13 protein-coding genes are annotated in these 13,671 nt (G+C 70.5%); 4 read left to right on the top strand and 9 right to left on the bottom strand.

Annotation, left to right across the window (positions count from 1 at the left end; all coding sequences use genetic code 11):
* Window positions 1–1,143: a CaiB/BaiF CoA transferase family protein gene (locus V5F59_RS20390; protein ID WP_393982623.1), complete on the bottom strand. Its 1,143-nt coding sequence runs from the start codon at window positions 1,141–1,143 to the stop codon at window positions 1–3.
* A 321-nt stretch (window positions 1,144–1,464) separates the two neighbouring features.
* Here V5F59_RS20390 and V5F59_RS20395 point away from each other — a divergent pair, with 321 nt between their 5' ends.
* From V5F59_RS20395 to V5F59_RS20410, 4 genes are read left to right on the top strand one after another with little or no spacing between them, the layout of a single operon-like run.
* On the top strand, window positions 1,465–2,307 hold the full coding sequence (locus V5F59_RS20395; RefSeq protein ID WP_393982624.1) for an HpcH/HpaI aldolase/citrate lyase family protein: 843 nt from the start codon (window positions 1,465–1,467) through the stop codon (window positions 2,305–2,307).
* Entirely contained in the window at window positions 2,304–3,680 is a 1,377-nt protein-coding gene (locus V5F59_RS20400) for an MmgE/PrpD family protein (protein WP_393982625.1), read from the top strand. Before V5F59_RS20395 ends, V5F59_RS20400 begins: the two co-directional genes overlap by 4 nt.
* Before the next feature lie 28 nt (window positions 3,681–3,708).
* Window positions 3,709–4,872 carry an acyl-CoA dehydrogenase family protein gene (locus V5F59_RS20405; protein ID WP_393982626.1) on the top strand — a complete coding sequence of 388 codons (1,164 nt, stop codon included), beginning with the start codon at window positions 3,709–3,711 and terminating at the stop codon, window positions 4,870–4,872.
* A gap of 14 nt (window positions 4,873–4,886) precedes the next feature.
* A complete protein-coding gene (locus V5F59_RS20410; RefSeq protein ID WP_393982627.1) occupies window positions 4,887–5,738 on the top strand; it encodes an HTD2 family dehydratase in 852 nt (283 codons plus the stop codon).
* Window positions 5,739–6,015: 277 nt separating this feature from the next.
* Here V5F59_RS20410 and V5F59_RS20415 read toward each other — a convergent pair whose 3' ends face one another.
* From V5F59_RS20415 to V5F59_RS20450, 8 genes are all read right to left on the bottom strand, one after another.
* Window positions 6,016–7,377, bottom strand: a complete 1,362-nt coding sequence (locus V5F59_RS20415; protein ID WP_393982628.1) for an LLM class flavin-dependent oxidoreductase — start codon at window positions 7,375–7,377, stop codon at window positions 6,016–6,018.
* An 18-nt stretch (window positions 7,378–7,395) separates the two neighbouring features.
* On the bottom strand, window positions 7,396–8,178 hold the full coding sequence (locus tag V5F59_RS20420) for a class II aldolase/adducin family protein (protein ID WP_393982629.1): 783 nt from the start codon (window positions 8,176–8,178) through the stop codon (window positions 7,396–7,398).
* Complete coding sequence (locus V5F59_RS20425; RefSeq protein ID WP_393982630.1) at window positions 8,175–9,008, bottom strand: ABC transporter ATP-binding protein; 834 nt, start codon at window positions 9,006–9,008, stop codon at window positions 8,175–8,177. The genes V5F59_RS20420 and V5F59_RS20425 overlap by 4 nt, the downstream gene beginning before the upstream one ends.
* 8 nt (window positions 9,009–9,016) lie before the next feature.
* A complete protein-coding gene (locus V5F59_RS20430; RefSeq protein ID WP_393982631.1) occupies window positions 9,017–9,892 on the bottom strand; it encodes an ABC transporter permease in 876 nt (291 codons plus the stop codon).
* Entirely contained in the window at window positions 9,889–10,896 is a 1,008-nt protein-coding gene (locus tag V5F59_RS20435) for an ABC transporter substrate-binding protein (RefSeq protein WP_393982632.1), read from the bottom strand. The genes V5F59_RS20430 and V5F59_RS20435 overlap by 4 nt, the downstream gene beginning before the upstream one ends.
* Window positions 10,897–11,012: 116 nt before the next feature.
* On the bottom strand, window positions 11,013–11,771 hold the full coding sequence (locus V5F59_RS20440; protein ID WP_393982633.1) for an ABC transporter ATP-binding protein: 759 nt from the start codon (window positions 11,769–11,771) through the stop codon (window positions 11,013–11,015).
* Window positions 11,764–12,594, bottom strand: coding sequence for an ABC transporter permease (locus V5F59_RS20445; protein ID WP_393982634.1), 831 nt, complete (start codon window positions 12,592–12,594; stop codon window positions 11,764–11,766). The genes V5F59_RS20440 and V5F59_RS20445 overlap by 8 nt, the downstream gene beginning before the upstream one ends.
* A 68-nt stretch (window positions 12,595–12,662) precedes the next feature.
* The gene (locus V5F59_RS20450) at window positions 12,663–13,631 is read right to left on the bottom strand and encodes an ABC transporter substrate-binding protein (protein WP_393982635.1); all 969 of its coding nucleotides are present in this window, start codon (window positions 13,629–13,631) and stop codon (window positions 12,663–12,665) included.
* Between the last annotated feature and the right edge of the window lie 40 nt (window positions 13,632–13,671).

Here is a 13,671-nt window from a genome sequence, read left to right on the forward strand (position 1 = left end):
TCAGATCCGTTCGGCCACCGCGGCGCCGAACTCCCGGCGCAGCGCCTGCGAATGGGCGCCCAGCGCCGGCACCGGGCCGAAGTCCGGCACCACGCGGTCGAACAGGGCCCCCGGCGCCAGATAGCGCACCGGCCCCGTGGGTGTTTCCACGTCCACGTACCGGTTCTGCGGGTGCGCCACCAGATCGTCCATGGTGCTCACCCGGCCATAGGCGATGCGTCCCTTCTCCAGCCGGGCAACCATCTCGTCCCGCGGATGGGCGCCGAAAACGGCGGTGATGGCGGCATCGAGATCGGCCCGGCTGGCAACGCGCTGGCTGTTGCCGGCGAAGCGCGGATCGGCCGCCAGTTCCGGCATCCCGAGCACCTCGGTGCAGAAGTTCCCCCACTCCCGCTCGTTCTGGATGGAGAAGAGCACCGCCTTGCCGTCGGCGCAGGCATAGGCCCCGTAGGGCGCGATGGTGGGATGGTTGAGCCCCGCCCGCTCCGGCACCTTGCCGCCGTAGGCGAACTGGAGGAAGGGCACGTTCATCCAGTCCGCCAGCGCATGGTAGAGCGAGACGGCGATGTGCCGCCCCTGCCCCGTCCGCTCGCGGCCGATCACCGCCTGCAACACCGCCTGGAAGGCCGTCATCCCGGCCGCGATGTCGCACACGGAGACCCCCACGCGCGCCGATCCGGCCGCGTTGCCGGTAATGGAAGACAGCCCGCTCTCGGCCTGCACCAGAAGGTCATAGGCCTTCAGGTCCCGATAGGGCCCCTCCTCCCCATAGCCGGAGATGGAGCAGGTGATGAGGCGCGGGTTGCGGGCGCGCAGCGCGTCCGGCGCGAAGCCGAGGCGGTCGATGACGCCCGGCGCGAGATTCTGGATGAAGATGTCGGCCCGGTCGAGCATGGCGGCAAGCAGCTCCGCATCCGCCCGCTCCTTGAGATCAAGGCAGATGGATTCCTTGCCGCGGTTGAGCCACACGAAATAGGCGCTCTCGCCATGGACGAGGCTGTCGTAATGGCGGGCGAAGTCGCCTTCCGGCCGCTCCACCTTGATGACGCGCGCGCCTGCATCGGCGAGCCGGCCGGACACATAGGGCGCGGCCACCGCCTGCTCCACGGAGACGACCAGCATTCCTTCGAGATCACGTGGCATCGGGGCACCGACAGGCTGGATGCAGGGACGATGACCCCGGCATGAGGCGCCGGGGCGCTCCGCCGGAGCTTCAGGATCTGCAACGTCGCCGCGCCGATGCCAGAATACAAATATAAGTGAAGCCTAGGCGGCATAGGCCGATGTTATAGCCCCATCCCCTCCGGCCACCCGCGAGGCTATAGGCCCGGCTTCTGCGGGGCAGCGCAAATCCCTATTTCGCCCTGCCGCGCTTTCCGGCGACTGTGCGCTGCGTTTTCGTTTAGCGCGTCGCGCGGACTCAGGCCGGGACGACGCGCGCCTGCTACCGAGTGGTGTTCGACCATGACCGGGCTCACGCGCCCCTCCCTGCTGCAGAGCGGGCGGCTCGTTGCACTTTTCGTTCCCGCCACGCGGCCCGACCGTTTCGGCAAGGCCCTGTCCTGTGGCGCCGATGCCGTCATCATCGATCTGGAAGACGCGGTGGGCACGGCGGAGAAGGGACAGGCCCGCGCGGCCGTCGCCGCGGCCATTCCGGCGCAGGGCACCGTGCTGCTGCGCATCAACGGCGCGGGCACGCCCTGGCACGCGGACGATATGGAGATGGCACGCGACGTGCCGCTGGCCGGCATCGTGCTGCCGAAGGCGGAAAGCCCGGACGAGGTGGCCGAGGTGGCCGCCCGCGTCGGCCGCCCCGTCATCGCCCTCATCGAGAGCGCACGCGGGCTGGCGGCCGCGCGCGCCATCGCGGCCGCTCCCAAGGTCGCCCGCCTCGCCTTCGGCTCCATCGACTTCGCCGCGGACCTCGGCTGCGCCCATACCCGCGACGCCCTCCTTGCCGCCCGCTCGGAGCTGGTGCTCGCCTCGCGCCTCGCGGGCCTCGACGGACCGGTGGATGGCGTCACCACCCAGGTGAGCGACGCCGCCCTCGCCGAGGACGACGCCCGCTTCGCCGCCGCGCTCGGTTTTGCCGGCAAGCTCTGCATCCATCCGGCCCAGGTCGCGCCTGCCGGCGCAGGATTTGCGCCATCGCCGGCGGAGGTCGCCTGGGCGCAACGCATCGTGTCGGCCCTTGCCGACGGCGGCTCGGTGGTGACGGTGGACGGCGCCATGGTGGACGCTCCCGTGCGTCTGCGCGCCACGCGCATCCTGGCCCGCGCCGGGCTGAACGAGGAGACACAGGCGTGACCGAGGCAACCCGCATCCTGGCCACCTACGCCGCGCGGATCGCGCTGGCGGATATCCCGCCACAGGTGGTGGCGCGCGCCGAGCGCCTCATCCTCGATTTCGTCGGCAATGCCGCGCGGGGCGGGGCGGAGGCGGATTCCTCCCCCAGCCTCAGGGCGCTGGTGGAAAAAGCCGGCCTCGGCACCCCCGGTCCCTGCACGGTGATCGGCGAGGCGCGGACCTATGGCCCGGCGGCCGCGGCGCTGCTCAACGGCGCCTTCGGCCATTCCCTCGATTTCGACGACACCCACGCGGCAAGCTCGCTGCACCCCAGCGCGCCGGTGATCCCTGCGGCGCTGGCGGCGGCGGAGATCACCGGCGCCTCGGGGGCCGACTTCGTGGCGGCGGTGATCGCGGGCTATGAGGTCTGCTGCCGGCTCGGCCTCGCCCTCGACCCGACGCGGCACTATGCGCGCGGCTTCCATCCCACCGCCACCGCCGGCACCTTCGGCGCCGCGGCCGCGGCGGGTCGCCTGCTGGGCCTCGATGCCGAGGCCATGGCTTCGGCCTTCGGGGTCGCCGGCAGCCAGGCGGCGGGCTCCCTGCAATTCCTCGCCAACGGCGCCTGGAACAAGCGCTACCAGGTGGGCGCGGCAGCCATGAACGGCCTCATCGCCGCTTTTCTGGCGCAGGAAGGCTTCCACGGATCGAGTGAAGCCATTGAGGGCGAGCACGGCTTCCTGAAGGGCTATTCCGACGGCGCCGACCCCGCCGCGGCGGTGGACGGGCTCGGCACCCGCTACGAGACCCTGCACATCGGCCTGAAGCCCTATCCGAGCTGCCGCTACACGCATGCGGCCCTCGACGGCCTCATCGCCCTTAAAGCGGAGAAGGACCTCGCCCCCGCGGATATTGAGCGGGTGGAGATCGGCCTTCACCGCAACGGCATCACCCTGACCGGCGACCCGCTCCACGCCAAGCGGCGCGCCCGCACGGTGGTGGACGGGCAGTTCTCCATGCCCTTCACCGCCGCGGTGGCCCTCGACCAGGGCAGCTTCGGCTGGGACGACTACCGGCGCCTCGGCGATCCCCAGCTCGACGCCCTGTGCGACCGTATCGATGTGGTGGCCGACCCACGGCTCGAGAACCGGGCCCATCCCTTCGGCGCCACGCTGCGCCTCACCACGGCGCGGGGCATCTTCGAGCGCATGATCGCCGACCCCTCCGGCGAGCCGGACGCCTTCCCGGACGACGCCGCGCTGGCGCGCAAGTTCAACACGCTGGCCGGTCCCGTCGTCGGCGTGCCGCAGGCCGAGGCGCTCGCCGCGGCCATCCTGAAGCTCTCGCGCGCGGACAAGGTGGCGCTTTCAACCCGCCCCCACGACCGCGCCTGACCCCTTTTCACGCCGAGGACCCAGAACGATGCATACGGTTGGGAGCGGGCAATACGATGAAATCCGCGATGCGGTACGGGCGCTGTGCGCGGATTTTCCCGCCGAGTACCACCGCAAGGTCGACGAGGCCCGCGGCTATCCGGAAGCGTTCGTCGACGCGCTGACGAAGGCCGGCTGGATGGCGGCGCTGATCCCCGAGGAATACGGCGGCTCGGGCCTCGGCCTCACCGAGGCTTCCGTGATCATGGAGGAGATCAACCGCGCCGGCGGCAACTCCGGGGCCTGCCACGGCCAGATGTACAACATGAACACGCTGGTGCGGCACGGCTCGGAGGAGCAGCGCCGCAAGTATCTGCCGAAGATCGCCGCGGGCGAGCTGCGCCTCCAGTCCATGGGCGTCACCGAGCCCACCACCGGCACCGACACCACCAAGATCAAGACCACGGCAGTGAGGACGGGTGACCGCTACGTCATCAATGGCCAGAAGGTGTGGATCTCCCGCGTCCAGCATTCCGACCTGATGATCCTGCTGGCCCGCACCACGCCGCTCGATCAGGTGCGGAAGAAATCGGAAGGCCTCTCCATCTTCATCGTCGACATCAAGGACGCCATGGCCGAAGGGATGCAGGTGCGCCCCATCCTCAACATGGTGAACCACGAGACCAACGAACTGTTCTTCGACAATCTGGAAATCCCCGCCGAGAACCTGATCGGCGAGGAGGGCCAGGGCTTCAAGTACATCCTCACCGGGCTCAATGCCGAGCGCACCCTGATCGCGGCCGAGTGCATCGGCGACGGCTACTGGTTCATCGACAAGGTCTCCGCCTATGCCGGCGAGCGGATGGTGTTCGGCCGGCCCATCGGCCAGAACCAGGGGGTGCAGTTCCCCATCGCGGAAGCCTTCATCGAGGTGGAGGCGGCGAACCTCATGCGCTTCGAGGCCTGCCGGCTCTATGATGCGCACGCGCCCTGCGGCAGCCAGGCCAACATGGCCAAATATCTGGCCGCCAAGGCGTCGTGGGAAGCGGCCAACGCCTGCATCCAGTTCCACGGCGGCTTCGGCTTCGCCTGCGAGTACGACGTGGAGCGCAAGTTCCGCGAGACCCGCCTCTACCAGGTGGCCCCCATCTCCACCAACCTCATCCTGAGCTATGTGGCCGAGCACGTCCTCGGCCTCCCGCGCTCGTTCTGAAGAGGCGCTTCCCCATGAGCGAGACCAGCCCCCTCGACATCGACCACCTGAAGAGCTGGATCGGCCGTGAGGAGGCCGCCACGGAGGAAGTGACGGCGGCCCTGGTGCGCCGCTTCAGGGCGACCTTCGACGTAGAGCCCGGCGATCCCGTCCCCGGCGATGTCGCGCCGCGCTTCATCCACCTTTGCCTCGCCCCTCCGGCGGTGCCCATGCATGCGCTCGGCCCCGACGGCCACCCCCGGCGCGGCGGCTTCCTGCCGCCCGTGCCTTTGCCCCGGCGCATGTGGGCCGCCGGCAGCCTCGCCTTCACCGGCGACCTCAGGGTGGGGGACACCATGCGGCGGATCTCGCGGGTGGAGGATCTTTCGGTGAAGGAAGGGCGCTCCGGCACCCTGTGCTTCGTCACCGTGCGGCACGCCATCGAGGCGGACGGGCGGCCCGTCCTCACCGAGGTCCAGGACATCGTCTATCGCGGCCTCGACACGGGCGAGGCGGCCAGGACCGCCACCCCCGCCGAGGCCGGTCCCCACCGGCGGGAGGTTGAGCCCTCCCCGCCCCTTCTGTTCCGCTATTCAGCGCTGACCTTCAATGGCCACCGCATCCATTACGACCACCCCTATGTCACCCAGGTGGAAGGCTATCCCGGCCTCGTGGTGCACGGCCCGCTGCAGGCGACGCTGCTCTACCGTTTCGCGGCCGAGATCCTCGGCACGCCACCCGCGCGCTTCACCTTCCGGGGGCTTTCGCCGCTGTTTGACGACCGCCCCTTCTTCCTGAATGCCCGGAAGGCGGAGAACGACACCCTCAAGCTGTGGAGCGCAGCCCCCGGCGGCCCCGTGGCCATGCAGGCGGAGGCGGCGCCTTAGGAGGCGAACAGCACCTCGACCTTGCTCCCCTGCCGCCGCGCGGTGACGTCGGCCAGTGTGGCGGCCATGTCCCCCGCCATGTCGCACCCTCGTGGATCGACCGCAGGCCCTCGTGCCTCGGCGCATTGGGGCAGCATCCTGGGTCCCCCGCGCAGGCGTCGCAGTCGCAGTGGTCGCGCGGTGGCGTGTGAGGCCATGAGCATCGACCCCTCGGGGTCGCACGGAAGCGGCGACGACAAGGTCCATACCCGGCGCTTCCATGCCTCTTGGCGGCTCGCTAATGCTCGGAGTAGACGGGACCACGCCGCGGAGCGCCCAGCGGGGGCGCATATCGGCTCACAGGCCGTGCGAGGCCCAGCCGGTCGCGCAGCGTTCCGGGCGCATAGGCCGTCTTGTAGAGGCCCCGCGCCTGGAGGACCGGCACGACGCCATCCACGAAATCCTCAAGACCTCCCGGCAGATAGGGCACCATGACGTTGAAGCCGTCGGCGGCGCCGCCGAGGAACCACTGCTCCAGGGTGTCGGCCACCTGCACGGGGCTGCCCACCACCACGAGGTGGCCCCGCCCGGCGGCAACGATCCGCGCCAGCTCGCGCACGGTCAGCCGTTCCGCGCGCGCAAGGCGGGCGAGGAGTTCGGTGCGACTCTTCATGGCGTCCGACGTGCTCAGCTCGGGCAGCGGCTCATCCAGCGGCAGGCCGGAGACATCGTGGCCGAGGAAGAAGGACAACAGCGGCAAAGCCTGCTCCATGTCCACGAGGCTCTGCAGGTGGTCGAACTTTGCCCGCGCCTCCGCCTCGGTGGCGCCGAGGATGGGCAGCACGCCGGGAAACACCTGCAGGCGGGAAGCGTCGCGCCCCGCCTCGGCGGCCCGACGCTTCACCCCGGCATAGAAAGCCTGCGCCGCGGCGAAGTCATTCTGGGCACTGAAGACGATGTCCGCCACCTGCGCCGCCAGGGCCTGCCCCTCATCGGAGGCGCCCGCCAGCACCAGCAGCGGATGGCCCTGCGGCGGCCGGGCGAGGGAGAGCGGCCCGCGCACGGAGAAGTGCGTGCCCTCGTGGCGCAGGTCGTGCAGCTTCGCCTTGTCGAAATAGACCCCGCTCGCCTTGTCGCGCACGAAGGCGTCGTCCTCCCAGCTGTCCCACAGGCCCCTGGCCACCTCGATGAATTCGGCGGCCCGCGCATAGCGCTGCGCGTGCGGCAGATGGCCCGCGCGGCCGAAGCTCGCGGCGACGTCTCCCGAGAGGGTGGTGACGATGTTCCATGCCGCCCGCCCGCCACTCAGGTGGTCCAGGGAGGCCAGCTGCCGGGCGAGGTTGAACGGCTCGTTGTAGGTGGTGGAGGCAGTGGCGACGAGGCCGATGTCGCGCGTCACCGCCGCAAGGGCGCTGAGCAGCGTCAGCGGCTCCAGCCGCGCTGCCGCCGACGGCGAGGCCCCGCGCGAGGAGGTCGGCGTGTCGGGCAGGAAGAACAGGTCGAACAGGCCGCGCTCAGCGGTGAGCGCGGTCTCGCGCATCAGGCCGAAATCCTCTCCGCCGGAGCGCGCCTCAGGATGCCGCCAGCCGGCGAGGTGGTAGCCCGCATGGAGCACGAACAGGCCCAGCCTGATCTGCCTCTTGCCCTCGTCGCGCTCCATGGCCTCGGGCCCTTTCCGCTATTGGCGATAGGAAGTGTCGACGGCGTCCAGCTCGCGCACGAACGCCTCCCAGTTGCGGGTGGTGTAGCTGCCGCCAGAGGCCCGCTCGTAGGTCTGCGAGGCCTGCCGCAGCGCGGCCTCGTCCGGCACCACCAGCGCCGCGCCACCGGCGAGGGCGGCGATCTGGATGGCGCAGGCGCGCTCCAGGAAATACAGCTCCTGCAACGCTTCGCCCACGCTGCGGCCAGCCGCCAGCAGGCCGTGGTTGCGCAGGATCATCACCCGCTTGTCGTCGAGGTCGCGCACCAGGCGCTGCTGCTCGTCGAGGTTCAGGGCGAAGCCCTCGTAGTCGTGGTAGGCGACGCGGCCGTAATAGCGGGCGGCGTGCTGCGAGATCATCAGCAGCCCGTCGCGCTGGGCGGAAACGGCGGCGCCGGTGGTGGTGTGGGTGTGGAGCACCGCCTGAAGGTCGGGTCGCGCCGCGTGCACCGCGCTGTGGATCACGTAGCCCGCCTGGTTGTGGCCGCGGCCGGTGACGTCGAGCAGCACGTTGCCGGCAAGGTCCACCTTCACCAGATTGGACGCCGTCACCTCGTTGAAGGTGAGGCCGAAGGCGTTGATGAGGAAGTGCTCCTCCCGGCCCGGCACGCGGGCGGAGAAGTGGGTGTAGATGTGGTCCGTCCACCCCCAGCGCGCGGCGAGCCGGTAGCAGGCGGCAAGATCGAGGCGCGCCTGCCACTCCTCGGCGCTCACCTGGTCGCGGACGGACGGGGTCCTCAGGGCTTCGACAGCTGCGGTCATCGGATGGCCTCCTCGGGTGTGTGCGCGGGATCGGCGAGGCCGGCGGGCGGCGCGCCGGTCTCCACGTGGAGCGCCTCGAACAGGCGCGCCTTGAGGGCGTTGAAGACCGGCGAGACGCGGTCGCGCGGGCGCGGCAGCCGGTTCTCCACCACCGTGCGGATGCGGCCGGGATCGGCCTCCAGCACGACGATGCGATCGGAGAGGTAGACGGCCTCCTCGATGTCGTGGCTGACGAGGATCATGGTGATGCCCGTGCGCAGCCACAGCCGCTCCAGCTCCAGCTGGAGAGCGAGGCGGTTAAAGGCGTCGAGGGCGCTGAACGGCTCGTCGAGCAGCAGCAGGCGAGGATTGCCCGCGAGCGTCCGAGCGATGGAGGCGCGCTGCGCCATGCCGCCGGAGAGCTGGCTCGGGAACAGGTCCGCCGCGTGGGCGAGCCCCACCCGTTCCAGCAGACCGCCCACATGGGCATCGAGCGCCGCCGCGCCGAGGCCGGAATGGAAGGCGCCCAGCGCCACGTTCTGGCGCACGGTGAGCCAGGGAAACAGGCGATGCTCCTGGAACAGCATCCCCCGCGACAGATCGGGGCCGCGGATCGGCACGCCGCCGACCCGGATCGCGCCGGAAAAGTCGGCGTCGAGCCCCGCCACGAGGCGCAGGATGGTGGACTTGCCGCAGCCCGAGGGGCCGATCAGCGTGACGAAGGCGCCGGCCTCCACCTCCAGATCGATGCCGCGCAGCACCTGTCTGGGTCCCCGCCGGGTCCCGGACCGATCCGCATAGTGCTTGTCCAGCCGGGCGATTTCGAGCGGAAGGCCACGCGCCGTATCCATCGCCCGCCTCACACCTGCGCCGTCCGGCGCCAGCGCATCAAATGATGCTCCAGCCGGGCAAGGACGCCGTATTCGATCACGCCCATCACCGCCGCGAAGCCGAGCGTCCAGGCGATGACGCCGGCCACGTTCTGGGCGCCGAACTCGCTGTTGAGCTGGTAGCCGATGCCGCTCGACAGGCCGAACAGCTCCACCAGCACCACCACCTTCCAGGCCAGCGAGAGGCCAAGGCGGGCGCCGCCGAGCAGCGCCGGCATCAGGCTCGGCAGCCACAGGCAGGCGAGGCGCTTGCGCAAAGGCAGGCGCAGCATGGCCGCCACCTCCAGCAACTCGGCGTCCACCCCGCGCACGCCCTGGAGGATGTTGAGCAGCAGCGCCGGGGCGATGGAGAGCGCCACCGCCACCGCCGCGCCGGTGAGCCCGATGCCGAACCAGATGACGCACAGGAGCGCCCACACCAGCCCCGGCACGGTGAGGCCGACGATGATGGCCGGCTCCAGGAAATGCGCCACCGCCTTCTGCCGGCCCATGGCGATGCCGGCGCCGACCGCGACGACGAAGGCGATGGCGAAGCCGGACGCCACCCGCAGCAGCGTCACCGTCATCTCGCCGAAGAAATGCCCGCCCTTGAAGATGCGCGCGAGCTCCCTGCCGATCTCGGGCAGGTGCGGCACCAGCGGGGAGTGGAGCGCCACCGCCATCGCCTCCCACGCGCCGGCGACGAGGCTGAACAGCAAAAGAGGCAAGGCCACGGGGGCGATGCGGCCCACCGCGAGCCGCCACCTTCCAGCACGGAACAAGGTCCCGGCGCGGGAAGGCGCGGCACGCGGCGCCTCGGCCCCGCCTGGCGCGAGGAGGCCGCCGGAGGAGGCCTCTACGCTCATGACACACCCGGCAGCACGGTATAGAGCGGCTGGGTCGGGCGGGACGCCAGCGTGCCATACTTGAGCGCCAGGTCGATCTGCTGGCCGATATTGTCGAACACGCCCTGGTTCCACTCCACCGGCGTCACGCGCGCGATGCGCTCGGGCAGGAGCGCGATGGCGTCCGTCTCGTCCTCGCGCAGGCCGAGGGCGGTGTAGAGCTCGGGCCGCTTGAGGATGGAAGGGTCCCTGCGCACCACCCGGTTGATGTGCAGGTAGGCCCTGGCGACCTTGGCGGCCACCTCGGGATTGGCGTCGATCCACGACTTGCGTGCCGCCCAGCCCACGAGGAACAGGGGCTCCTTGTTGCCGGTGGCGGCGTTCCACAGGTCCTCCACGCGGGCGATCTCCCGCGCGCCGCGGGCGACGAGGCGGGTGGAGTTGGGCTCGATGGCAAGGATGGCGTCCACGTCGCCGCGCTCGAACAGGGCGAGGCTGGCAAGGCCGGGGCTATGGCTCACCTGGAAATCCTTGCGCAGGTTCAGCCCGTAGAGGGCGACGGCCACCTCCGCCTGGCGGAAGGTGTCGGTGTTCACCGGCACTGTGGCGATGCGCTTGCCCTTCAGGTCTTCCAGCTTGCGGGCCGGACTGCCGGCGGGGACGATGAAGCTGCCGTGGTTGAGGCTGAGGGGAGCGAACAGGGTCACGTCCGCGCCCTTCGACTGGGCCTCGGCCACGCCCAGCGCGCCATAGCCGCCCACGTTCAGCGCGCCGGAAAGCAGCTGCACCTGCATCTGCCCCGGGGCCGTGCCGACCCAGGAGATATCGAGGCCGGACAGGTCCACGAGGTCGGGGGTCATGAGCGCGGGATAGATGGCGGATGTGCTGCCCTTGTTCGGCGCCATCAGGTTGATGGGAAAGGGCTTTCCAGCCTCGGCCCGGGCCTTTCCGGACAAGGCGGCGAGCCCGAGCGTGGCGATGCCGCCCCGAAGGAACGCGCGCCGTCTCAGTCCGTCGTGGGGCATGGGCAGGATCCCTTGGCTGTGGGCACGGCAGCCGGCAGGCTGTGGCCGCGTTGGTCCGCCCGGCCGGGAAACCCGGTCGGTCCGTCTCATGGAAAAGGAGGGCCGGCGCGGCCGCGTCAGGCCTCGCCGAGCGCGTGCAGCACCTGCCGGTGGATGGCGAACAGGGCCGGGTCCTCCGGATCGCGCGGGTGCGGCAGGTCGATGTCCATCACCGCGGCGAAGCGGCCGGGATGGCCGTCGAGCACGAAGATACGGTCGGCGAGCAGGGCCGCCTCCAGCATGTTGTGGGTGACGAGGACGCCGGTCGGCCGCGGGCCGTCCTTCTCGCCCCACAGGCTCTGCAGCAGCAGGCGCAGCCGCCGGGCGGTGAGCTCGTCGAGGGCGCTGAAGGGCTCGTCCAGCAGCAGGATATCCGGCCCCACCGCGAACGCGCGGGCGATGGCGACGCGCTGGCGCTGCCCGCCGGAGAGGAATTGCGGATAGGCGCCGCCGTGCTCGGCGAGGCCCACCTTGCGCAGCAGGGCGCGCACCGTCTCGCGCGCGTCGCCGGGGGGCCGACGGCCCTCGCGCTCGAAGGCGAGGGCGACGTTCTCCTCCGCCGTCAGCCAGTCCACGAGGCGCGGCTGCTGGAACACCATGGCGAGGCGGCTGTCGCGGGAGCGGCCATCGAAGCGGATGGCGCCCGCGTCCGGCGCGTCGAGCCCGGCGATGAGGTTGAGCAGCGTGGACTTGCCGCAGCCCGAGGGCCCCACCAGCGCCACCAGCTGACCGGCCTCGACCCGCATGTCGAGACCGTCGAAGATCACGGCCGGGCGGCGCCCGCCGTGCGGGGCATAGGCCTTGCCCAGCCCCTCGATGACGATGTCGCTACTCATAGGCCGACTTCTTCCAGTGGTTGGCATTCTTCTCGATCGGCCGGAACACCAAGTATTCCACCGCCATCATCGCGAGCCAGAAGGCCAGGGTCCAGGCGATCACGCCCTCCACGCTCTGCAGGCTGAACTGGGAGTTGAGCTGGTAGCCCACCCCGTTCGACATGCCGAAGATCTCCACCAGCACGATCACCTTCCAGGCGATGGAGAAGCCCACCCGCGCCCCGGAGATGGTCGACGAATAGAGCAGCGGGACCCAGATGCGCCGCAGCACCGTGGTGCGCTTCAGCCGGAATACGCGCGTCATCTCCACGATGTCGGCGGAGAGCGAGCGCACGCCCTGCTGCACCGTGATGACCATGGAGGGGAGCACCCCCAGCGCCACCGCGATCACCGGCGAGGCGATGCTCACGCCGAACCAGATCACGCACAGGAGCGCCCACACCAGCCCGGGCACGGTGAGGCCGAGGATCACCCCCGGCTCGAAGAAGCGCTCGGCCGTGCGCGACACCGCCGAGGCGATGCCGATCGGGAATGCCAGAGCCACCGCCAGCAGGAAGCCGAGCCCCATGCGGTAGAAGGTGGCCCAGATCTCGCGGAACGCCTTGCCGCTCTCGCAGATCACCAGGAACTCGCGCAGCACGGCCGAGAGGTCGGGCACGAGCGGCGAGCGCAGCCACAGCGCCATCGCCTCCCACGAGACCGCGAGGAGCACGAAGGAGGCGATGAAGGGCAGCGCCTCACCGGCGGCGGCACGCGCCGCCGGCACCCAGCGGGCGGCGGGGCGCTCCCCCCGCAGGCGGGCGTGGGCGTCGGTTTTGTCCACGACTGACATCGTACCTCTTTCGCGTGTGCCGCGCGGGGCGCGCCGATGCCGGCAGACCCCGCCGCTCCCTAGACCTTCACATAGATCTTGCCGGCGGGGGCCTGCTTCAGCAGGCCGAGCTTCACAGCGACCTCGATCTGCTTATCGATGACCTTGAACACCTCGTCGTCCCACGCCGTGGCATAGGAGTCCCGTGCCCGGCCGGGCAGCAGAGCGAGGGCCTCGGTCTCGTCCGGCTTGATGCCGATGTCGCGAGCGACATCCACCAGCAGGCGCGGGCTCTCGCGGATCGCCGAGTTCACCTTCACGAACAGCTTCGAGACCTTGGATGCGGTCTCCCGGTTGGCGTCGAGCCAGGTGCGGCTCGCCGCGAGACCGACCAGGATGGGGGCGCCCTTCAGCCCGGTCCCGCGCTCCCACTCGTCCGCCACCCGGGCGAGGTCGCGGGCGCCACGGGCGACCAGGCGCGTGGCCGTGGGCTCAAGGGTGAGGATGGCCTCGACATCGCCCCGTTCGAACAAGGCGAGGTTCGCGAGAGGTGAGCCGAACACGATCTTGAGGTCGTTGAAGTCGAGGCCGGCAAGAGAGGCGGCGATCTTCGCCTGCTGGTAGGTCTCGCTGGTCTCGGCGGTGGAGGCCACGGTCTTGCCGGCGAGGTCCCTGGGGGTCTTGTAGGGGCTGTCGCCGCGCACCACCCAGCGGGTGTTGTTGTCCAGCGCCGGACCGAACAGCACGATGTCGCTGCCCTTGTTGACGATGGTCGAGAGCCCGACGGAACCGTAGACGCCCACGTCCAGCGCGCCGGCGGTCAACTGCGTCTGCATCTTGCCCGGATCGGCGACGATCCATTCCAGGTTCAGCCCCAGCGCCTCGGCGATGCCGAGCCGCGACACCAGCGGCTGCCACACCGAACCGGCGCTCCCGGGCGAAGGCAGGGTGATGCGCACCGGCGCGGCGGCAGCGGACGCCCGCCCCGCCGGCAGCAGCGCGGCGGACGCAGCGCCCGCGAGCAGCTTCAGGCTTTCTCTTCTGTTCATCTTCACGTCTCCGCCCGAGTCCGGGCATTCGGTGGCCGGC

The organism is Xanthobacter nonsaccharivorans, from assembly GCF_043194755.2.
GTDB lineage: Bacteria > Pseudomonadota > Alphaproteobacteria > Rhizobiales > Xanthobacteraceae > Xanthobacter > Xanthobacter autotrophicus_G.

What these genes read in the sequence shown, in the direction of transcription:
- V5F59_RS20420 (WP_393982629.1), bottom strand. Translation starts at nt 8,178, where the DNA reads ATGACCGCAGCTGTCGAAGCCCTGAGGACCCCGTCCGTCCGCGACCAG.
- V5F59_RS20405 (WP_393982626.1), top strand. Translation starts at nt 3,709, where the DNA reads ATGCATACGGTTGGGAGCGGGCAATACGATGAAATCCGCGATGCGGTA.
- V5F59_RS20430 (WP_393982631.1), bottom strand. Translation starts at nt 9,892, where the DNA reads ATGAGCGTAGAGGCCTCCTCCGGCGGCCTCCTCGCGCCAGGCGGGGCC.
- V5F59_RS20425 (WP_393982630.1), bottom strand. Translation starts at nt 9,008, where the DNA reads ATGGATACGGCGCGTGGCCTTCCGCTCGAAATCGCCCGGCTGGACAAG.
- V5F59_RS20415 (WP_393982628.1), bottom strand. Translation starts at nt 7,377, where the DNA reads ATGGAGCGCGACGAGGGCAAGAGGCAGATCAGGCTGGGCCTGTTCGTG.
- V5F59_RS20390 (WP_393982623.1), bottom strand. Translation starts at nt 1,143, where the DNA reads ATGCCACGTGATCTCGAAGGAATGCTGGTCGTCTCCGTGGAGCAGGCG.
- V5F59_RS20395 (WP_393982624.1), top strand. Translation starts at nt 1,465, where the DNA reads ATGACCGGGCTCACGCGCCCCTCCCTGCTGCAGAGCGGGCGGCTCGTT.
- V5F59_RS20440 (WP_393982633.1), bottom strand. Translation starts at nt 11,771, where the DNA reads ATGAGTAGCGACATCGTCATCGAGGGGCTGGGCAAGGCCTATGCCCCG.
- V5F59_RS20410 (WP_393982627.1), top strand. Translation starts at nt 4,887, where the DNA reads ATGAGCGAGACCAGCCCCCTCGACATCGACCACCTGAAGAGCTGGATC.
- V5F59_RS20435 (WP_393982632.1), bottom strand. Translation starts at nt 10,896, where the DNA reads ATGCCCCACGACGGACTGAGACGGCGCGCGTTCCTTCGGGGCGGCATC.
- V5F59_RS20450 (WP_393982635.1), bottom strand. Translation starts at nt 13,631, where the DNA reads ATGAACAGAAGAGAAAGCCTGAAGCTGCTCGCGGGCGCTGCGTCCGCC.